This window comes from Natronorubrum sediminis, assembly GCF_900108095.1.
GTDB lineage: Archaea > Halobacteriota > Halobacteria > Halobacteriales > Natrialbaceae > Natronorubrum > Natronorubrum sediminis.
The window spans coordinates 488,200-507,942 of the sequence record NZ_FNWL01000001.1; the positions used below are offsets into that span (position 1 = coordinate 488,200).

Sequence of the window (19,743 nt, forward strand, 5' to 3'; positions counted from 1 at the left end):
GTTCGTCAGGACGACATGAACTCCAACTCGGCACCGAGCAGTCCCAAAATGACTCCGGAGAGAAGCAACGAGAGCCCGGTGAGGAATAACAGCCACTGGAGTCCCTCACTCGGTGGCCGGGTTCCAATCCTCGCTTCGATTCGCTCCTGAATCGACTCGGCCGTCGCGCCCACGGTTCCCGGCGCGTGCGCGAGAATTTCGAACGGCTCGCTGAGATCGAGCGCGCCGACGAGGAGTGCGAAGGCAACGAAGAGTACGAACCCGAGGGGCGGAACGACGGCGAGCGCGAGCCACGGGTTCGAGATGGTCGTCGCGAGCGCGACGATAGGGATCCCAGCGAGGACGGTCGTGATGGTCGCCCGAACGAGACGTGCGTCCTCGAGCGGATCGAATCCGACGACGCGGGCGCTCCAACAGTGGAACGCGAACATCGTTCCGTAGCCGATACTGGTCGCGACCGCCGCACCGACCATCCCGTACGTCGGAATGAGGGCGACGTTGAGGACGACGTTGATCAGGGCCGCACCACCGGTTGCCGCGACGGGGTATCGAAGGGTCCCATTCCCCTGAGAAATCGCGAGAACCGGGCGCGCGAGTGCGAATCCGAGCGATCCCGGCAACAACAATAGTAGCGGGGCGATAGCCGGAATCGCCTCGTCGCCGAAGTAAATCGGGACGGCGACGTCTGCCAGTGCAGCGAGACCGACGGCCATCACAGCCGTCAGCAAAAACGTGTACCGAGTCGTTCGAGCGGCCAGTTCCGAAATCTTCTGGCGACGATTCTGCGACCAAAGCTCCGACGTCGAGTGGACGAATACGGTCTGAATCGCGAGCGGAACGAACCAGAGGAATTCGGCGAGCGTCAGTGCCGCCCGGTAGTTTCCGACGTCGTCGCTCGAGGTAAACTGCTGGAGCATGACGATGTCGATGTGGTAGAGCGACATCAACAAGAACACGAGCGCGATGCTCATCGTGTTGAACGTGAGCATCTGTTTTCGCGGGAACTCCCGGGACGGCAAACTGGCCACGCACGACAGCGAGACGCGACGATTGACGATCACTAACCCGCCGACGGCGACGAGCACGCTGGCGACGAGGTGGCCCGCGAGTGCCCCCGTGACGCCGAACCCGAGCGCGACGAGTGGAATCGCGACGAAGACGAACCCGACCTTATCGAGGATCTTCAGCGGTTCCGAGTATCGCTCGAGTCCGAATCCCATCAGCGTCTTTCTGGCGTAATCGCGAAACTGTGCCGTCACCACGAGAACGGCGAGCACGTAGAAGTACGGCGCGAGGTCACTGCCGAACGCAGCGTCGACGACGCCGCTCGAGGCGGCCCACATCATCACGCCAGCACCGAGGACGGCGAGGATGACGGCGAGTCGGAAGTAAAAGCCGACGACGTGTTCGCTCCAGTTCGCCTCCCGTCGGTCTTCTGCGAGGAATTTTCTGACGCCGTCCGTGATCCCCGAACTGACGAAGATCATGTAGATGGCGAAGACGGACATCAAAAACGCGTAGTCCCCGAATCCTGCTGCACCGAGATAGCGATACAAAAGCGGCGTCGAAACCGCCGTCAGGATGAGTACGACGACTTTCGAACTGACGACGGAAAAGACTCCACTCGCGATACTTCTGTTCACGTCTTACTCACCCGTCGTCGACGAGTCCCGTATGCCACATGCACCCACACCACGATACCAACATCCCACACGCATGATATCGAATGATGACGCTACTGGTGCCTTATTATACCCGTATTAAACGTGCGTGCGAGGAGAGTGGGTAGAACGCTTCGGGGAAGCGTCGGTCAAACGCCCGCCGTCACTGGAATGTCGGGTTGGTCGAACTCGATGCTCGTTCGGGATGTGCTTAGCTGACGGATAAGTATAGGCTGGCTCACTCGAGTCGGAATCGAACACGATGAGTCAGGAATCGACGCGCCGTCGCTTCATCGGTGCGAGCGGAGTCGGTGCGATCGGATTGATGGCTGGGTGTACCGATTCGCTCACCGGCGATGGCGCCGAGTCCGACGATACCGGGAGCGACGACGAGAATGGAGATGGGGACGACTCAGACGACATCGACGACGGCGACGACGTTCCGGACCTCGATGGCGGCGCGGTCGTTTTCGTCTACGACGACGGTCCGATGGAAGACTACGACGACGCGTTTCCTGTCCACGAGGAGTTCGACGCTCCTGCCAGTACGGGAGTCGTCACCGAGTGGATGGGCCGAGAGGACTTCAACGACAGCGACTGGATGGACGTCGAGCACATGGAGGAACTCGTCGACGCTGGCTGGGAGATCATGTCCCACACGACGGCCCACACCGCACTCGGCTCGTTCGAACTCGTCGAAGACGTCGAGTCCGACGACACCAGAATTTATCCGGAAGAGCGCAACCACGGTTTCCACCAGGGCTACGACATCGAAATTACTGACGGTGAGGACAGCGTCCAGCGAACGGTCGTCGACTCCGATACCGACGACATCGGGGGCTACCTCGAGTTCGGGGAGTCCATCGGGGAATCCTTCGCCGCCGGCGAGACGGTCGAACGCTACCCCGAAGACGTCATGCACGAGTTCCTCGGCGAGTCGAAGTCGGAACTCGAGTCACTCGGCTTCGAGATCGAGACGTTGCTTGCTCCGTACGACATCGTCGACGACTGGGCGATCGATGTCGCGCGCGAGTACTACGACGGCATCGCGAACGTCAACCCAGGGTCGATGTACAACGATCCCGACTCGCTCGACGCCTTCGATACGAACCGAGACTACTTCATCGAGTTTACGACGCCAGAAGAAGTCGAGGCCGACCTCGAGCACGTCGCCGCCGAGGAGGCGATCGGTATCATCGGCGCGCATACGTTCAAAGAGGAAGTGACTGCGGAGCGAATTCGCGAAACGCTCGAGTGGGTCGAAGACCACGACCTCGAGGTACTCACGTTCCGCGAGGCCCTCCACGCGACAGGAGCGCTCGAGGGCTGAAGGTATGAGTTCCACATGGTGACCGCTTCGCCGGATACCACGTCCGGGGAGTCTGCTGCCGGCAGCGTTCACCTCGCGCCGGCACGGGGGAGACCGGTCGACTAGGTGGTATTCTGCCAGTCGGTGACGTTCGTCGCACCGAGGTCGTCGATTCCGTTTACGATGGTGTTCGCACGGAGTTCGGGGCCGTCGATATCGGGATAGAGTCGAACGCCCTCGCGAGAGCTGTTGTCGGATTCTGCGTGGGCATTTCGGAACACGTTCCCGTTTCCTTGGTCGACGTAGGGGTACTGACTCGCACGGAACGTCCCTTGATAGACCGTCGTATCGTCGGCGGCGACGACGAGGCCGTTCCGGTCGTCACCGCCGCGGCCGGGCTGGTCGACACTCACGTGACTAAAGCGACAGTTGTCGCGACCGCAGCGAATCCCGTCCTGGAAGCCGGCGTTCGTGACGCCTGCCTCACCCGAAATGTCGGTGAGTTCGACGAGGACGCGATCGTCCTTGGTGGTGTCTCGGATCCAGAGCGGGTAGCCGCCGGCCGCTTCGTGGACGATTTCGGAGTTGACGATGTGCGTGTAGCCCGCCTCGGGAGAGACGACGACGCCGTGGTTCACCTCGTCTCCGGAGATTTCGACCGACGTCTCCTCGATTCGAGAGCTCCGACAGGTGTTCATCACGGCGATCGCGTGGCTGGTCGACTGTGGCGAGGTGATCGTGATGTCGACGTTGTCGACGTGGATGTCGTCTGCGTTCTCGAGTCGAACCGCGCGCTGACTGTTGTCGTAGGAGCGCGTTCGGTCGACGACGACGCTTACGTCTCTGATGACGCTATCCTGGCCGCCGATGCGGACGTTCGCGCCGTTACTGTTCGCGAATCGGCCGCCTTCGACGGTGACCGTCCCCTCTTCGTTGATCGCGTAAATACCGTTGTCGGGGAACCCGCCGAGCTCACAGTCGACGAACTCGAGTTCGCCGACGTTCGTGTTCGCCTCGATACCGATTGGACCTCGCCAGATGTTCCCGGCATTCGGCGTCTGGTCGGCGTGAAGCCCACCGTCAGGCGCGTGGAACCGTTCGACGGTTCCGTGGCCACTCGGTTCGGTCATGGCGAACATTCCGGGACCCCACGTTCCGCTATCGTGCTCTCCCTCGATGGTAATATCTCGCACCTCGAGGTGTTGGGAGACGTTCGCTTCGATTACCCGAATACCCGTATCGGACGCCGTCTGATCGACGTCGAAGCCTTCGAAGAGCAAGTCTCCACCAGGGCTGTAGGAAACGCCGAGGCGAAAGAGCCTGAACTGCGGGCCAGCAAAATCGTGGTAATTCGCCGGGACCAGCGTTGCGCCGTCCCCAACCATTCCGAATTGGTCGAATCCCGTAAAGCGGAACTGTTCGTCCATATAGTATCGCCCCTCGGGGAACACGAGCAGCGTGTTATCTGCTCGGAGGTCCTCGAGGACGGGATTGATCGACTGTGATCCGCTGGTATCTGCACCAGCATCGGCGACGTTGACGACGTTGTCGTAGTTGCCACCGTATTCTGATTCCGGATTCGCCGTTGCCTGCATGGCTGTTGCCAGACCGAGTCCGGCAACGCCCGTACCAACGATTCCACGAAGGAATGTTCGTCGTGACCCACTTCCACATGAGTGTACATCCGAACGGCGTCCGTTTTGTTCGTTACTCGCGTCGGTCTGAGGGACCACCTCATGACCTGTAGACTTCGTACTACTTCGTTCCGACATGATAGTCATTCTTTTTGAGTAATCATACAATCCAATAGCTATGGATTCGAATAGCAAGCCTTTAAGTGAACGTACGGCTGGCTGAAACGTCATCCGGACAACAAAAATGAAGAATTAAACAGTTGCCTCAGGGGCAAATGTGTGCTACTGGTCGTGACACCTCAACCGAGCCACATTTCGATCGCAGACCATATCGCGTAGATTCTGTTATGTGTTTGATTTGTGACCCAAAGAGACACTCCCGCTCTTCGAAATCTGACACCGTCCACAGATCGTGATTGGCTCCAATCATATTCGCATATACGGCGTCCGATCGTCCTCTAGTGTTGCCCCGATCAGCTCCGAGACCGCCCGCCGAATGCGCTGAGACACTGCCGAATCGGAAACGTTCAACCGATCGGCCAAGCCGTCTTGAGTGATTCCTCGAGGAATGTCGAAGTAGCCGGTGTAGTAGGCCATCAGGAGGATTTCGTGTTGCTGTTCGGTCAAAAAGTACGTGCCAGCATCTGATGCAGAGAGATCGTACAACTGCGTCACACGGAACGACATGTTGCGTTCGCGACTCCACGCTCGAAACGCGCTCAACGTCTCCCTGTCTGGGAGATGGACCCGCGCGATCCACCCTCGCTCACCGCTCGTGATGGTAAACACGAACACACCACTTTCAGCACACCGTGGTGGCACGATCTCGAGGTCGGTCTCGCGTGTCATCCGATAGATCGCCCGGTTCTCGAACGTCGCAACCCGTGTCGGGTTCGAGACCGTGTGGTCCGTTTCCATCGCCGACTCGAGGGTCTCGTACTCGTCACTGAAGACGGAGACGAACTGAAACGTTTCGTCGTCGGTGGTCTCCTCGTACTCGCGTCTGAACGTTACATCCGGATAGCGAGCTATCGTCGGAGCTAACGCCAGATTGTCGTGGACGAGTTGGATCTCTGCAATGAATCCCATACGATACCCGTGACGTGTTCAATCAGAGGCCCCATTCGATCATACCTATAGGGTGTGTAACCGGCTGTTGCAGTTTCTGGGACCGTCGGCGCTATCACTGGGAAGTTGTTCAATCGTCAGTTTCAGACTCCCACCCTCTATGATACTTCCCAAACTTCATGTCAGCCGTAACATGGATAAGATGGGTCTTCGGAACGAATGTCCGTTATCGAATCACATCGATAATTCGGCCCACTCGAGACCGAACGTGGCCCCGCTCCAACTATCGACAACCACATCTCTCACGCCGAAGACGGCCGGCAGTTCCTCCACTGTTGTGCGACACCGATGACGATAGTCTCCACCTGATCGTCGTACTCACGAAATCGTGACAGCGTGCTTACGGTGTTGAGTGCGGATCGACAGAGTCGCTCGTCACGAGCGTTTCGGACGCCATCGTCGCAATCGTTGCCAGTGTGAACAATCCGACGATGGACACTGCGAGGAGCAACTGCGGAATCTGGAACACACCGAACGCGGTCGCAGCCAACAGGACCGTGCTCATGCACACTGAGCTCACGTAGTAGTCGTCGACGAAACTCGTCAGTTGTGAGGTCAGTGAGTGCTCGGATTCTGCTTCAGTTGTCGTTTCCGGCGGCTCGAGATACGGCTCGAACACCGAAATCCGGTCGGTCGTCTCGACGATGCCGCGTGGTTTGTTGTAGTCGATGATCCCTTTCTCGTCGAGTTTTGGGAGGTGTGACTGATACAGCGGGATGTAGACGCGCTGGCGTTGTGTCGACGTGAGCTCCTCGACAGTCGTCCCGTGCTCACGTGCTGCGACGTACTCTGCAACGTCGCTCATCTTGACCGGTCCACGCTTTTCTACTAGGTACGAGATCGCATCTCGGCGGCGATTGGTTTGGAGGATGTGGAAGATTTCGTCTTGTGAAAGCGGCGCTTGCCGGTCTGACGACGCTGGGTCGTCAGACCCCTCAGGACGACAGCGCTGGCGGTTTTGTGTGGTCGTCATACCCTGTGTGTGGAATGGGTTCGTAATCATACGTAAACCTTCTGTTCTTGGAATGAAATCGGAAGATTTTGAGAAATTATTTGGAAATAATACTTCTCGAACTCTCTATGGGTGAAACAACATCCATCGGGTTGAGTTAGCTTTCTGATCTTCAGTGCTGGTTTGACACTCTATACTACATATAAAAAAGCGTAGTACCAACAAAATTTGGTCCCTGAGACACAATTGCTAGCGCTGAGGCTCGACGTGCATATTCTGCGTGTAACTTCGTCCGACCTCTCGAGGGGGTCGTCACCGTCTCGCTCGGTCATTCGACCCGTTAGGGGCGAGCGATTTCACCAACCGGGACTGTTTTGCGGTGGCTCAGCACAGTCGTGTTCTCCCCGAACAAATATCGAATTCGCTCGCTCGAGTTCACTTCGGTCCACCGTCGATGTGCTAGAAGACGAACGCACGTTCGTCGTTCGATAGCCGGCCGTACTCTCAGCGCGAGAGACATACGTCAACTGGCAAGAACGCTTAAGAGCGCCTGAACGAGTTGTCTCCGCATGACCACGGATCACGAAGGCCTGCAGTTACGATTTCGGGCTGGATTCCTCGAACACCATCTACTCAAACTGGTCCTCGTCCTGCAGTTTACCATCGGTGCGATGATCTGTTTCGTCACGATGGGCTTTTTCTACCTGACGTTCGGGGCCTATCTGGATCCCCAGGATCGGACACTGCTGTACGCTGGTGTCGTTCCGTACCTGATCGGCGCAGTGGTGGTCGTGTCCCTTCTTAACCTACTGTACGAGTAAGTCGATGCTCGAGGAGGCCTGTGATGGGCGTGGCTCGAGTTCGGACCACTCCGGCCTTACCCATTGTATCGTGTGAATCACGTCCAATTCGGGGTATCCGTGCTTGCTGTCGCTATCGCTCACGGACTGGGGGTTGCAGTTGTAGACGGATTCGAAGACAGTCGTCGCTCGTGGATTTGTGTGCGACAGAAGTAGTCCCGGGCGGATTCGAACCGCGGTCACTCCGCTTCGCTTCGTTCCCTGATTCGAATCCGCTGGACGTATTTCGCACTCACGGAGTTGTTCGCGCGAAAATAGTCCCGGGCGGATTCGAACCGCCGTCATAGGCTCCAAAGGCCCATATGATTGGCCACTACACCACGGGACTGCAATGCCCGGATAGAGCCGACAGCCGAAACCGACATCGGCCGTCGAGCGGGCGTCACTTCCGGGATAGGAGATGACCGCACAATAGTGTTACTTTTCGGTGCGAGGAGATGACGGCGTCGACCGGTCTCGACGATGCCGCTCCTCCTCTCGAGGAACTCAATCCGTCTGTGGAATCGAACGTGCACCGAGCCAGAAGGCGAGCACTGCCAGGACCGAGAGGATGAGGAGATTCCCGACTGCAGGCTCGAGACCGGCCACAGTAACTGTTTCAGCCGCGGGGTCGGTCGCCGCCCGGACGCCGCGAGCGAAGTACGTCAGCGGCGAAATGTCGACGAAGGGGGCGAACCAACCGGGAAGTTGCTCGAGGGAGACGAACGTCTCCGAGAGGAAGAGCAGCGGGAGTCCGATGGCGTTACTCGCGGCGACAGCTCCATCTTGGGAGTCGGTGTAGCTGCCGAGCATCGCGCCGACGCCACAGAAACAGACGACGCCGATCAGGATGTAGGGCACGAGCAGCGGCGAGAACGCGATCTCTGCGCCCGTCAGGGCGACCACGAGGATGAGGATGAGGATACTCGCGAGGCCGATGATAACGGCGTTGACGAGCGTCTGTGCGAGGAGCCACTCCCCGCGGGTGACCGGCGTCGTCGCGAGCTTTTCGAACCGGTTACCCTCACGGTGGCGGGCGACTTCGCTGCCCATCCTCGAGAGTGGCGTAAAGAGGACGACGACGGCGAGGTAGCCCGGGACGTAGTAGGCCGGAGGTTCGGTGAACAGCCCTTCGCCCGTGGGGTCCGTCCGAACGAGCGCACCGAAGATGACGATCAGAATGACGGGGAAGAAGAACGTAAAGAAGACGGCCGTCCGCCTGCGGACGAACGACCGCCAACCGGCGCTGGCCTCCGCACGAACGCGAGTAAGCCGGCTCACGCTGTCTCACCCGTTTGGGCGACGCCGTCGTCCGTCGAATCGTCTCCAGGCTCCGTCCCGTGATTCGTCCGCTCGAGTTCTGTCTCGTCGGCCAGCGTGAGATAGACGTCCTCGAGGTCGGGTTCACTCCACGAGAGGCCAGTGTACTCGAGGTCGTGTCCCTCGAGAAAGTCGACGACCGCTCCGATCTCGGCCGGCTCGATTTCCTGGACCACGACCGCGTCGTTCGAACGCCGAGCGCGAACGCGCCCCTGCTCCGGTCGGTCGACGGGGAACGCGAGGTCGGCGAACGCGTCCAGTTTGGCCGTCGTTTCGATCGTGAGGCGACTCGAGCCGCCGTGTTCGGCCACGAGGTCGGTCGGCGTTCCGCGGGCGACGACGGATCCGTTGGCGAGTAAGCCGACGCGGTCGGCCAGCCGTTCGGCTTCGGCCATGTCGTGGGTGGTGAGCACGACGGTCGTCCCACCTGCTGCGAGGTCTTCGATCAAGCGCCAGACCGTCCGCCGGCCGGCGGGGTCGATCCCCGTCGTCGGCTCGTCCAGAAAGAGCACGTCCGGATCGTTGACCAGCGTCGAGCCGACGCAGACGCGTCGTTGCTGGCCACCCGAGAGGTCCTCGTACCAGGTGTCACCCGCGTCGGCGAGGCCGACGTCGGCGAGCACGGAATCGGGGTCTCGAGGATCGTCGTAGAGTCCGGCGTAGTACGAAAGCAGTTCGCGGGCACTGAGGCGATCCGGCGGCGAGAAGTCCTGTGGGAGCACCCCCAGTCGGTCTCGGTCGATAGCCGAGGGGACCTCGCCGAGCACTCGAGCGGATCCCGAGTCGGGCGTCGTCGTTCCCGTCAACGCGCGAACGAGCGTCGTCTTTCCCGCACCGTTCGGGCCGATGAGCGCGAAGACCTCGCCGCCCCCGACGGAGAGTGACGCTCCCGAGAGCGCCACCGTCTCGTCGTAGGTCTTCTCGAGGTCCGTCGCGTCGACCACGGCTTCGGCGTCCATGCGCCGAGGTAGCCACGCATCCCGGGTAAGGTGTTCGATTCCGGGGCTGCCGGTCGAGCGTTCTTCGCCCAGAGTTCGCGAGTCCGGCGTTCTTGCCCACGCAGGCTCAACTATTACCCGAGAATTCGTGGTAGGACGGGCGCAATGACTCAGATTGGCTATACGCTCTCGAGCGAAGAGCACGGGCCGACCGAACTCGTCGACATCGCCGAACGTGCTGAGGAAGCAGGCTTCGACTTTCTCTCTATTTCGGATCACTTTCACCCGTGGGTCTCCGAGCAGGGAGAATCACCGTTCGTCTGGTCGACGCTGGGTGCGATTGCGAACGCGACGGACGAGATCGACGTCGGCGTCGGCGTGACCTGCCCGACGATCCGAATTCACCCGCTCAACGTCGCCCACGCGGTCGCCACCGTCGACGAGATGTTCGGCGACCGGTTCACCTTCGGCGTCGGCACGGGCGAGAACCTGAACGAGCACGTGACAGGGGAACGCTGGCCCGAGCACGACGTCCGCCTCGAGATGCTCGAGGAGGCGATGGTCGTCATGCGCGAGCTCTGGACCGGCGAAACGATCAGTCACCGCGGCGAGCACTTCACGGTCGAGAACGCGCGACTCTACACGTGTCCCGACGAACAACCGACGACGATCGCGAGCGCGTTCGGCCCGCAGACGGCCGAGTGGACGGCCGAGAACGCCGACGGCCTCTGGTGTTCGGGGCCGAAAGAGGGGCCGGTCGAGGCCTACGAGGACGCCGGCGGGGAGGGGCCAAAATACACGCAACTCCACGGCTGTTACGCCGAAACCGAGGAAGACGCCATCGAGACGGTCTACGAGTACTGGCCCAACGGCTCGATTCCGGGTGAACTCGGCCAGGAACTGCCCACGCCCGCACACTTCAAGCAGGCCGCCGAGATGGTCGAGAAAGAAGACATCGCCGAGGCAGGCACGACCACCAGTCCCGATCCCCAAGATCACATCGACAGCCTCGAGCAGGCCATCGACGTCGGCTACGATCACGTCTACTTCCACCAGATCGGCCCCGAGCAGGACGCAGCGATCGAGTTCTACGAGGCGGAGGTGCTGCCGTCGTTTGCGTAACAACGGTTCTGAGCGAGCCGGGAACCGAGTCGTGCGGTAGGGCGCTTTCCACACGTATTTTGCCGCTCGCGGGCGAACGACGCCCATGGAGTACACCACGCTCGGGAACACGGGCACGACCGTTTCGAAGGTTTGCTACGGCACCTGGCGATTCGGCCGGGAGACCGGCAACCTCGAGAACGAGACGACGCGTGAGGAAGCCCACGACCTGCTCGACGCCTGTCTGGACCACGGGATCAACTTCATCGATACGGCGAACGTCTACGGCACCCCCGACGGCACCAGCGAGGAGTGGATCGGCGAGTGGATGGCCGACCGCGACGTCGACCGAGAAGACCTCGTCATCGCCTCGAAGGTGTACTTCGAGTTCGACGGCTGGGGCGAACCCGGGCCGAACGACTCTGGACTCGGCCGAAAACACATCCGCGCCCAGATCGAGGGCACGCTCGAGCGACTCGGCACGGACTACCTCGACTGCTACTACATCCACCGCTGGGACGAGGACACCCCCATCGAAGAGACCATGTCCGTGCTGACGGACCTCGTCCGCGAGGGGAAAGTCACCCACCTCGGCGCGTCGACGATGGCCGCCTGGCAACTCACGAAAGCGCTGTGGACCAGCGACGTCGAGGGACTCGAGCGCTTCGACGTCACCCAGCCGATGGTCAACGCCGCCCACTACGACGCCGTCGGTGACTACCTCGACGTCTGTGCGGATCAAGACCTCGCCGTCTGCCCGTACTCGCCACTCGCTGGCGGCTTCCTAACGGGCAAGTACGAGCGGGCTGACGACGGCTCCGTCGAAGCGCCGGACGGCTCTCGAGGCAGTTTCGACGACCTGTTCGAGGATCGATACGCGACCGACCGGGCGTGGGACGTCCTCGAGGCCGTCGAATCCGTCGCCGACGAAGCGAACGCCTCGCCGGCGCAGGTCTCCTTGCGGTGGCTGATGGAGCAGGATCGATTCACCTGCGTCCCGATCGTCGGCGCTCGCACGCCCGAGCAACTCGAGGAGAACGTCGGTGCCGTCGAACTCGATCTGAGCAACGAGCAGTTCGAGCGGATCGACGCGGCTCGCCAGTCAGACGAGTGAGTGGCCGATCCCATCGCGGGAAGAACCGTAGTCGAACGACTCTTTGAATTAGGAGGCGTCTTCGACCGCTGCGAAGATGGTATCGGCGTCGGGTCCGTCGAGAAGTTGGCCGTCGACGATCACTGCTGGTGTCCCCTCGACACCTGCGTCCTCGCCTCGTTCCTTATCCGCCGCGAGCGTCGGGAGGTAGGTTTCGTCCTCGAGCGCGTCCGCGACGACATCGGGGTCGACGCCGACGTCCTCCGCGGTCGACTCGAGATTGTCGTTGCTCCAGTCGTCGGTTGCGAACAGCGCTTCCTTGTACGCGAAGAACTCGCCAGCCGGATCGTCGTCGGATTTGGTCTCGTCTTGTACCGCGCGGGCGGCGTTGGCCATCGGCACGGCCTCGTCCTCGACGGGAATCGGGAAATCGGCGTGCTGGTAGGTAATCTCGTCCGGCTCGATCAGTTCTTCTTCGATGGAGGGAAACACGCCCGACTGAAAGTTGTGACAGGCCGGGCACGTAAAGTCGGCGTACACTTCGACGGTGACGTCGCCGTTGCCGAGTGCCGGCGCCGAAAGCTGACGTTCGGGGTCGACGCCGTCGATATCAGTCGTCTGGGAGCTACAACCAGCGAGCCCGATGGCCAGCGTGGTTCCGGCGGCCGTCCCGAGAAACGTTCGACGATTCATTTGACTACCGCTAGGGGTGGACTTCTGTTAGGAATATCGGTCTGCGTCGGGTCGCCGGTCAGATAACGAGCGCGTCGACGAGGACGGCCACGAGCACGGCACCGAGGAAGGCGTTCGAGGCGTGGAACGAACGGAACGCGGCGGCTTCCGTCTGCTCGAAGTGGAGCCGGATGGCCGCCCAGAGGAAGATGCCGCCGAAGATGGCGACCGTCGCGGCGTAGATGACGCCGAGGTCGGTGATCCACGCGAGCGCGATCGTGCTGACGAGCGTCGCACCGATGTAGTAGACGATGTGCTTTCGGGTCTCGGTCTCGCCGCGGACGACGGGCATCATCGGGAACCCGCCGCGAGCGTAGTCGTCCTTGTACGCCAACGCGAGGTTGTAGAAGTGAGCAGGCGTCCAGAGGAAGATCACGCCGGCGAGGGCGAGCGCCGGCCAGCCGATCTCGTTGGTCACCGCCGCCCAGCCGATGAGCGCCGGCAGCGCACCCGCAGCCCCGCCGATGACCGTGTTCTGGACGGTGTTTGGCTTGAGTACGAGCGTGTAGACGACGCTGTAGAAGATAATCGCGGCGAGGCCGAGTGCGGCCGCGAGCGGGTTGATCGTCAGGAAGACGCCGAGCGAGGCGGCTGTCAGGAGTAAGCCGAAGGCCATCGCGTTTCGGACGGGGATCAGTTCGGTCGCCAGCGGTCGGTCGGCCGTCCGGGACATCCGCTGGTCGACGTCGCGCTCGAGGACGTGGTTGAACGTGCCACTCGCACCGATCGCGAGGACGCCGCCGCCGAGCGTCGCAACGATGAGCGAAATGGTCAGATTCGGTCCAGCAGCCAGTGCCATTCCGGCCGCGGCGACGAGACAGAGCAGCCACATCAACCGTGGCTTCATCATTTTGAAGTACGCGAAAGCGGTGAGCCGAGCGCGAGCGAGGCGTCCGTCGGGAAGCGGGCGAACGTCGGGTGCGGACGCCTCGCCCGAGGCGACGGCTTGTTCGAGTGGCTCGGGTGTCTCGATCGTATCGTCTGCTTCGCCCGTTGCGAGCTCGAGGTCCCAGGCGAGCGCGAGGACGATTGCGGTAAAGATCACGAGACCGAGCGTGAGGTGTAGTCCGGGGACGATCGCTGCGGGGCCGACCGTCGCCGTGAGCGCGCCGACGCCCACTTGCACGATGTAGAGGGCCGCGGCGACGACGAGGATCCAGCGGACGCGCCTCGAGACGTCGCCGAAGACGGCGGCGACGGCCGTCGCGGCGACGAGTGCGCCGACGACGACGGCGGCGAGTCGGTGGCCCCACGCGATGGCGAGTTCCGTCTGATTCAGCGGATCCGCGGGTGCGTGACAGGTCGGCCAGGTCGAACACGCCGACGCGGCGTTCGTCAGTGAGGTCGTCGCGCCGATGATCAACAGGAGGTAGACACCGAGCGCCGTTGCTGCGAGTAGTGCAGAAAACCGTTGTCGTGTGTCGATCGGACGGGGAAACGACGAAGATTCAGTTGCCACGGCTATCCTTGTCTTGTAACTTCGACTCTGCATATTTATGAGTCCCGTTTTATCCCCATTTAGCGGGAATGACGGGTGACACAACGACATGGGTGCGCGAACGCCCGTGGCGAACGCTCACATTCCCATATCGTCGCCGGCTTCGGGAATCGGAAGGTCGTGTGGTGAGACGCCGAGCAGTTCCCCGACGTGATCAAGTGCCATGTCGAACCCGTAGTAGCGCTCGAGTTCGTCGCCGTCGGCCGTCGGCCGAACCTTCAACATGGCGTAGCCCTCGACGTTTTGGGCGATCGCCGCGCTCGCTCCGGTTGGGGTGGTCTCGGGGTCGTCGGTGTTAACCGCGCGAAACTCGAGGATACGTTCCGTCTCCGTTTCGTCGTAGGTCGCTTCGATACCGTTTGCAGTAGCCGTCCGATCGTCGGTCATACTCGACACTCGCGGATCGACCACCGGGAAGGTATCGGTTTCCGCGAGCGCTGGGCGTACACGGCGAGGAACCGATACAGATTTTTTCGTCTGTTGAGAGGATGCGTTCGTGAGCCGAGGGGACCCCTCCACGTTCGAAGCAGTTGCGACGTTCCACAAGTCGCGGGCACTCGCGATACAGTGGGTCGTCGTCGCCGTCGTCGGCTTCTTCGCGTTCGCCTACGGGTTCGCTCATGTTCGGGCAACGATTCGAGGAGCGACGCTCGAGCCGATCGTTTTTCACGCGTTCACGCCACCGGATGCGCTCGTCTGGGCCGCCATCACTCTCGGGCTGGTTGCCCTCGTCGTCGTTCCCCACGAGTTACTTCACGGCGTGTTTATGGCTCGCTACGGCACATCGCCGTCCTACGGCGTCGGCGTCTCTCACTTCGTACTCCCCTACGCCTACGCCGGGACGGTCGGCGAGAGTTTTACGCGAAACCAGTTGCTCGTCGTCCTTCTCGCCCCGTTCGTCGGGATTACGGCGATTGGATTAGTGGTGATGCTCGTCTCCCCCTCGCCGCTCCTGATCGTGCCCCTAGCCGCGAACGCCGCCGGCTCGATCGGCGACCTCTGGATGGCCGGCGTGCTCCTTCAGTACCCATCTTCCGTCCGAGTCGCCCCGCCGCCCAACGATGCGCAGGGATTTGGCATCTACGCCTCGAGCGACGACGGTGACGTTCGTCGCCGGTCTCGACATCGATTCGCCGTGCGAGCCGTCACTGGTGCAATCGGTACGCTCGTCGTGGTGTCGACAACGCTCGTCGGGACGGTATTTCTCTCGCTCTCCGTCGGAACTGGAACCGTCGTAATCGGCGAGACGGGCAGTCGCTGGCTCCTCTTCCGACACGAGTTCGATCCCGAATCGGGGACGGTCCTCCTCGAGATCGGTGCCACGGTGATGGTGGCCCTCGCGAGTGTTGGCGGCCTCCTCTGGGCGACCCTCGTCGAGAGCGTGCTCGCACTTCGAGCGGTCCCGAGTTGACAGTCGCTCTCGGAAGAACCGAAACGTTCGTGCGCTCGAGGGCCAGAGAAGTGGCTATGAGCAAGTGGCTCCGGAGCGGTCGCAGACGCGACATCTGTGTCCTCCTCGCCGGCGCTTCGGACGGCGAACTGCGCGGCCAGCAGTTGAAATCACGCCTCGAGTCTCACTACGACGACCACCTCGAGCCGAAGTCGTTCTACGGGTCCCTGTCGGCGCTCGTGGACGCCGGATTCGTCGAAGAGCGAACCGAGGGGATTCACGACGTGTACGCGCTCACCGACGGTGGGGACAAACGACTCCGCGAGCACGCCGAGTGGATTCAGACGTGTCTCGAGAACGGAGGAGAGAACTCCTGAGAGTCGAGGTAACTGTCAGAATTAGCAATCGTCTCGAGGGAGCTATCCCGCTCGAGCCCGTATTCGCGACTGAGTGGCGATGACCGATTCCCAACTCGATCCGGATTCGGCGTTCGACGAGCCGACGGTCGAGCGCAAGTGGTTCTGGTTCGGCGTCGTTATCGGCGTCGCTCACCTGGGATTCCTCGCGCTCATTCTCGTCTTGGTGCAGATCGACCTACTGCTCGCGCTGGTCGTCGCGGTGGCGCTGAGCGTGCTCAGCGGGATCGGAATTACGGTGTTTGCCCTGTGGTGGCGCGAGTGACCGTCGAAACGTGAGTCGAGATAGCGGGGTTCAGGCGTCCTCGAGCAACTGATCGCCGATGGTGTTCCGGAGCACCTCGCTGGTGCCCTCGTAGATTTCGTTGAGTTTGGCGTCTCGGTAGAATCGCTGGGCGGCGAAGTCCTTCGTGTAGCCGTAGCCGCCGTGGATCTGGATGCCCTCGTTCGCGACCTCGCGGCTCACCTCGGAGGCGTAGAGTTTGGCCTGCGAGGCGTCTTTGATGTAGTTCTCGCCCCGAATCTTCTTGTCTGCGGCCTTGTGCATGAGCATTTTAGCGGCCTGAATCTTCGTGTCCATGTCCGCTAGCTTGTGTTTGATCGACTGGAACTCGCCGATCGGTTGGCCGAACTGTTCGCGTTCTCCCGCGTAGTCTCGAGCCTCCTCGAAGGCGGCGCGAGCGATACCGACCCCGCGGGCTGCGATGGTGATTCGCCCGCCGTTGAGTGTCTTGAGCGCGTGGACGAAGCCGTCGCCTTCCTCACCGAGCAGGCGCGATTCCGGAATTCGGAGGTCGTCGAAGCGAAGTTCGGCTGTTGGGCAGCCCTTATCGCCGAGTTTGTCCTCCGTCCCTTCGACGATGAAGCCGTCGTCCTCCTCGGGCCGAACGACGAACGACGAGATTCCTTTGTTGCCCGCGTCCGGATCGGTCTTCGCGAACAGTGTGACGGTGTCGGCGACCGAGCCGTTGGAAATCCAGAGCTTGCCGCCGTTGATCACGTATTCGTCTCCGTCTTTCTCGGCGGTGGTCTCCATCGCCGGCACGTCGCTGCCCGCACCGGCTTCCGAGAGCGCGAACGCGCCGACGTCCTCGCCCGCTGCGACGGGCGTCAGGAACTCTTCCTTCTGGGATTCGTCGCCGAACTCGTAGAGCATGTTGCCCGCAAGCGAGGTGTGGGCTGCGACGACCGTCCCGAGTCCGCCCGACCCTCGAGCGATCTCCTCGAGTCCGATCGCGTAGGAGTGATAGTCTAACCCAGCGCCGCCGTACTCCTCGGGGAAGGGCATCCCCATCAGTCCGAGCTCGGCCATCTCGCCGACGAGGTCGGCCGGGAACTCGTCCTCGTGATCGATCTCGTCCGCGACGGGAACGACCTCTTCGTCCACGAACTCGGAGACCATCTCCCGAATCTGGCGTTGCTCGGCCGAGAGTGCGAAGTCCATGCTCGAGCAATCGCGGCGTCCATTGTTAGTAGTATCGCTGTCGGTCGGTTTGATATCGCTGCTTCTCGACGGTTTTGAGATCGCCGTCGTCGTTGATTTCGTCTCGGCTTCCTCACCGACTCCAGGACTCGAGGGCCTCGTCGATCGAGTGCTCGCCGCCCAACAGTTCGAACGTCTCGCCGACGAATCCGTCTCGCTCGAGGCACGCGATCAGCGTCTGGGCGACGTCTTCGCGCGGGATATCGCCGTCCCCGAGGTCGAAGTTGCCGACGCGAATCCGTCCGTCTCCGTCCTCGTTCGTCAACTCGCCGGGTCGAACGATCGTCCACTCGAGGTCGCTCTCGCGAAGGTACTCGTCGGCTTCCGCTTTGGCGATCAGGTAGTCCTGGAGGGCCTCGGGTGCGTCGTCCGGGTCGTCGACACCCATCGAACTGAGCATGACGAATCGATCGGCTCCCGCCTCGAGGGCGGCGTCGATTAGCGCGATTGCGCCGTCGCGGTCGACGCCGTAGACGTCGTTCCCACCGGAACCCGCCGCGAAGATAACCGAATTACAGCCCTCGACGGCGTGTGAGACCGATTCTGTAAGATCGGCGACGACCGTCTCGTCCGCACCGATCGCGTCCATCTCCTCGGTCTGGTCGTCGTCGCGGACCATCGCTTTGGCCTCGTGATCGCTCGCCCCGAGGCGTTCGGTAACGTGTTGTCCGACCTGTCCGTGTGCGCCAGCGACGAGTACAGTCTGTGCCATGTCTCTCCTCTTCTTTCCGCAGGAATAGATCCGGTGTTGGAATACGCTGGGGAACCAATGGCAATTTCCGGTATGGATCCCGGTCGGTCGAAATCGATACCACGTCCGCCGTTCGACTCGAGTAAGACCGGTGTTCCTCGTATCGAACGGAACAGTCCGCCGAGACCGCGGTGTTTTTCCGGGGTCAGCACAAAGGAACAGAGAGTAGATGACCACGGGCCAGCACGAACCGCCGACTGACGCCGATCTGGAGTGGTGTTACGACGCCGTTCACGACGTTTCGCGAACCTTTTCGATCACGATCGATCGGCTCGAGGAGCCGATGGCGAAACACATCTGTCTCGGCTACCTCCTCTGTCGCGTCGCGGACACGATCGAGGACGCGGGTCACATTCCGCCGGAAGCGCAGACCGAACTGCTGACGACGTACGATCAGTTACTCGATCCGACGGCCGACCAGACGGTTGGCGACTTCATGACGGCCGTCGAGCCCTGGATTCCGGACGAGCGAACCGACGACTGGGACGTCGTTGCCGAGACGCCGCGCATTCTTCGAACGTTCGAGTCGCTCGAGGATGAGCCACGCGAGATCATGCGCGAACCCGTTCGAGAACTCGTCGACGGCATGGCGATGTTCACGAGTCGCTACGCCGAGGAAGGTGGGCTTCGCCTCCAGACGCTCGAGGAACTCGAGGAGTACTGCTGGTACGCAGCCGGAACCGTCGGCACGCTCATCACGGGGTTGGTCGCCCGTGGCGCGTCACAGGAGCGAGCCGCGGAGATGCGAGCGAACGCGCGGTCTTTCGCGTTACTCTTACAGCTGGTCAACATCGCGAAGGACGTCGAATCTGATTATCACGAGGAAAACAACGTCTATCTCCCCGCAGAGTGGCTCGAGGAAGAGGATATCGACATCGAGCAAGTCACCGACGACTCGAATCAACGCGGCGTCACGAACGTCATCAAACGCGTCACCGGCCGCGCGGAGACGTACCTCGACGACGCCCACCGCTACCTCGAGGTTGTCCCCGAAACCCACGGCAATCGCCTCTCGGCGTGGGCGATTCCGTACCTCCTCGCCGTCGGCACGATGCGAGAGCTTCGCGAACGCCCAGAGGACGTCATTCGCGACGGTGACGTGAAAGTCTCTCGAGCGGAAGTGTATGCGCTCTTGCAGACGTTCGAGGGTGAAATTTCCCGTGCGGCATTGGCCGACCTTCGCAAGGAGATGGCAGAAAAGCCGCTCCATCAGCAGTCGTAGCCGTTTTCGGTCGAATCACTGTTACTTTGTGCGGAGGAGGTGTCGCAGTCGGCGATCAACTAGCCAACGCCCCGCTGTGTATCGCATCGACGCGGGCCCGCGGAATCCCGACGCCGAAAAAGGTACTTGCGTCTGCATATTGATCAGGCTGCCCAAATACGCCGGGAGAGCCTCGACGAAGATAAAGAAACAGGGTAAACCGTATTAGGGCCGATTCTTTCCACAATCTCGACATCGGAAAGTATGTGATTACGGCCCACAGAAAGAATGGGATTT

19 protein-coding genes and 1 tRNA gene are annotated in these 19,743 nt (G+C 61.4%); 8 read left to right on the forward strand and 12 right to left on the reverse strand.

Features of this window, described 5'->3' with window-relative positions:
- Positions 1-5: 5 nt before the first annotated feature.
- Positions 6-1,643, reverse strand: coding sequence for a flippase (locus BLW62_RS02405; protein ID WP_090504659.1), 1,638 nt, complete (start codon positions 1,641-1,643; stop codon positions 6-8).
- A gap of 280 nt (positions 1,644-1,923) precedes the next feature.
- On the opposite strand from BLW62_RS02405, the gene BLW62_RS02410 reads away from it, so the two are divergent.
- Entirely contained in the window at positions 1,924-2,991 is a 1,068-nt protein-coding gene (locus tag BLW62_RS02410) for a polysaccharide deacetylase family protein (protein ID WP_090504662.1), read from the forward strand.
- A gap of 101 nt (positions 2,992-3,092) precedes the next feature.
- Here BLW62_RS02410 and BLW62_RS02415 read toward each other — a convergent pair whose 3' ends face one another.
- The 3 genes from BLW62_RS02415 to BLW62_RS02425 all read right to left on the reverse strand — a co-directional run bounded on the left by BLW62_RS02415 (position 3,093) and on the right by BLW62_RS02425 (position 6,705).
- Entirely contained in the window at positions 3,093-4,742 is a 1,650-nt protein-coding gene (locus BLW62_RS02415; RefSeq protein WP_394328158.1) for a right-handed parallel beta-helix repeat-containing protein, read from the reverse strand.
- A gap of 288 nt (positions 4,743-5,030) precedes the next feature.
- A complete protein-coding gene (locus tag BLW62_RS02420) occupies positions 5,031-5,693 on the reverse strand; it encodes a helix-turn-helix domain-containing protein (RefSeq protein WP_090504665.1) in 663 nt (220 codons plus the stop codon).
- A 379-nt stretch (positions 5,694-6,072) separates the two neighbouring features.
- Positions 6,073-6,705 carry a DUF7344 domain-containing protein gene (locus BLW62_RS02425; protein WP_090504669.1) on the reverse strand — a complete coding sequence of 211 codons (633 nt, stop codon included), beginning with the start codon at positions 6,703-6,705 and terminating at the stop codon, positions 6,073-6,075.
- A gap of 548 nt (positions 6,706-7,253) precedes the next feature.
- On the opposite strand from BLW62_RS02425, the gene BLW62_RS02430 reads away from it, so the two are divergent.
- Positions 7,254-7,505, forward strand: coding sequence for a hypothetical protein (locus BLW62_RS02430; protein ID WP_090504672.1), 252 nt, complete (start codon positions 7,254-7,256; stop codon positions 7,503-7,505).
- Positions 7,506-7,799: 294 nt separating this feature from the next.
- Here the strand turns inward: BLW62_RS02430 and BLW62_RS02435 are convergent.
- From BLW62_RS02435 to BLW62_RS02445, 3 genes are all read right to left on the reverse strand, one after another.
- Positions 7,800-7,872: transfer RNA gene (locus BLW62_RS02435), tRNA-Gln, on the reverse strand.
- 158 nt (positions 7,873-8,030) lie between these two features.
- On the reverse strand, positions 8,031-8,804 hold the full coding sequence (locus BLW62_RS02440) for an ABC transporter permease (RefSeq protein WP_076578611.1): 774 nt from the start codon (positions 8,802-8,804) through the stop codon (positions 8,031-8,033).
- Entirely contained in the window at positions 8,801-9,802 is a 1,002-nt protein-coding gene (locus tag BLW62_RS02445) for an ABC transporter ATP-binding protein (RefSeq protein WP_090504675.1), read from the reverse strand. Before BLW62_RS02445 ends, BLW62_RS02440 begins: the two co-directional genes overlap by 4 nt.
- 144 nt (positions 9,803-9,946) lie before the next feature.
- Between BLW62_RS02445 and BLW62_RS02450 the strand changes: the two genes are divergently transcribed.
- Positions 9,947-10,903: a TIGR03557 family F420-dependent LLM class oxidoreductase gene (locus tag BLW62_RS02450; protein ID WP_090504677.1), complete on the forward strand. Its 957-nt coding sequence runs from the start codon at positions 9,947-9,949 to the stop codon at positions 10,901-10,903.
- Positions 10,904-10,988: 85 nt separating this feature from the next.
- Complete coding sequence (locus BLW62_RS02455; protein WP_090504679.1) at positions 10,989-11,996, forward strand: aldo/keto reductase; 1,008 nt, start codon at positions 10,989-10,991, stop codon at positions 11,994-11,996.
- A gap of 48 nt (positions 11,997-12,044) precedes the next feature.
- On the opposite strand, the gene BLW62_RS02460 is transcribed toward BLW62_RS02455, so the two are convergent.
- The 3 genes from BLW62_RS02460 to BLW62_RS02470 all read right to left on the reverse strand — a co-directional run bounded on the left by BLW62_RS02460 (position 12,045) and on the right by BLW62_RS02470 (position 14,592).
- The gene (locus BLW62_RS02460) at positions 12,045-12,668 is read right to left on the reverse strand and encodes a thioredoxin domain-containing protein (RefSeq protein WP_090504681.1); all 624 of its coding nucleotides are present in this window, start codon (positions 12,666-12,668) and stop codon (positions 12,045-12,047) included.
- A gap of 58 nt (positions 12,669-12,726) precedes the next feature.
- Positions 12,727-14,166, reverse strand: coding sequence for a heme o synthase (locus tag BLW62_RS02465; protein ID WP_090504684.1), 1,440 nt, complete (start codon positions 14,164-14,166; stop codon positions 12,727-12,729).
- Positions 14,167-14,283: 117 nt separating this feature from the next.
- On the reverse strand, positions 14,284-14,592 hold the full coding sequence (locus BLW62_RS02470) for a DUF7111 family protein (protein ID WP_090504687.1): 309 nt from the start codon (positions 14,590-14,592) through the stop codon (positions 14,284-14,286).
- 109 nt (positions 14,593-14,701) lie between these two features.
- Between BLW62_RS02470 and BLW62_RS02475 the strand changes: the two genes are divergently transcribed.
- The 3 genes from BLW62_RS02475 (at position 14,702) to BLW62_RS02485 (ending at position 16,276) form a co-directional block, all read left to right on the forward strand.
- Positions 14,702-15,616, forward strand: coding sequence for a DUF3267 domain-containing protein (locus BLW62_RS02475; RefSeq protein ID WP_090504690.1), 915 nt, complete (start codon positions 14,702-14,704; stop codon positions 15,614-15,616).
- Positions 15,617-15,672: 56 nt separating this feature from the next.
- Entirely contained in the window at positions 15,673-15,972 is a 300-nt protein-coding gene (locus BLW62_RS02480; RefSeq protein ID WP_090504693.1) for a PadR family transcriptional regulator, read from the forward strand.
- Positions 15,973-16,051: 79 nt separating this feature from the next.
- Positions 16,052-16,276: a hypothetical protein gene (locus BLW62_RS02485; protein ID WP_090504696.1), complete on the forward strand. Its 225-nt coding sequence runs from the start codon at positions 16,052-16,054 to the stop codon at positions 16,274-16,276.
- A gap of 30 nt (positions 16,277-16,306) precedes the next feature.
- Here the strand turns inward: BLW62_RS02485 and BLW62_RS02490 are convergent, their stop codons facing one another.
- Both BLW62_RS02490 and BLW62_RS02495 read right to left on the reverse strand, forming a co-directional pair.
- On the reverse strand, positions 16,307-17,455 hold the full coding sequence (locus BLW62_RS02490; RefSeq protein WP_090504699.1) for an acyl-CoA dehydrogenase: 1,149 nt from the start codon (positions 17,453-17,455) through the stop codon (positions 16,307-16,309).
- A 112-nt stretch (positions 17,456-17,567) separates the two neighbouring features.
- Positions 17,568-18,206 (reverse strand): SDR family oxidoreductase, encoded by a 639-nt coding sequence (locus BLW62_RS02495; protein WP_090504701.1) that lies wholly within the window; start codon positions 18,204-18,206, stop codon positions 17,568-17,570.
- Positions 18,207-18,414: 208 nt separating this feature from the next.
- Between BLW62_RS02495 and BLW62_RS02500 the strand changes: the two genes are divergently transcribed.
- Positions 18,415-19,467 carry a phytoene/squalene synthase family protein gene (locus BLW62_RS02500; RefSeq protein WP_090504704.1) on the forward strand — a complete coding sequence of 351 codons (1,053 nt, stop codon included), beginning with the start codon at positions 18,415-18,417 and terminating at the stop codon, positions 19,465-19,467.
- Positions 19,468-19,743: the final 276 nt, after the last annotated feature.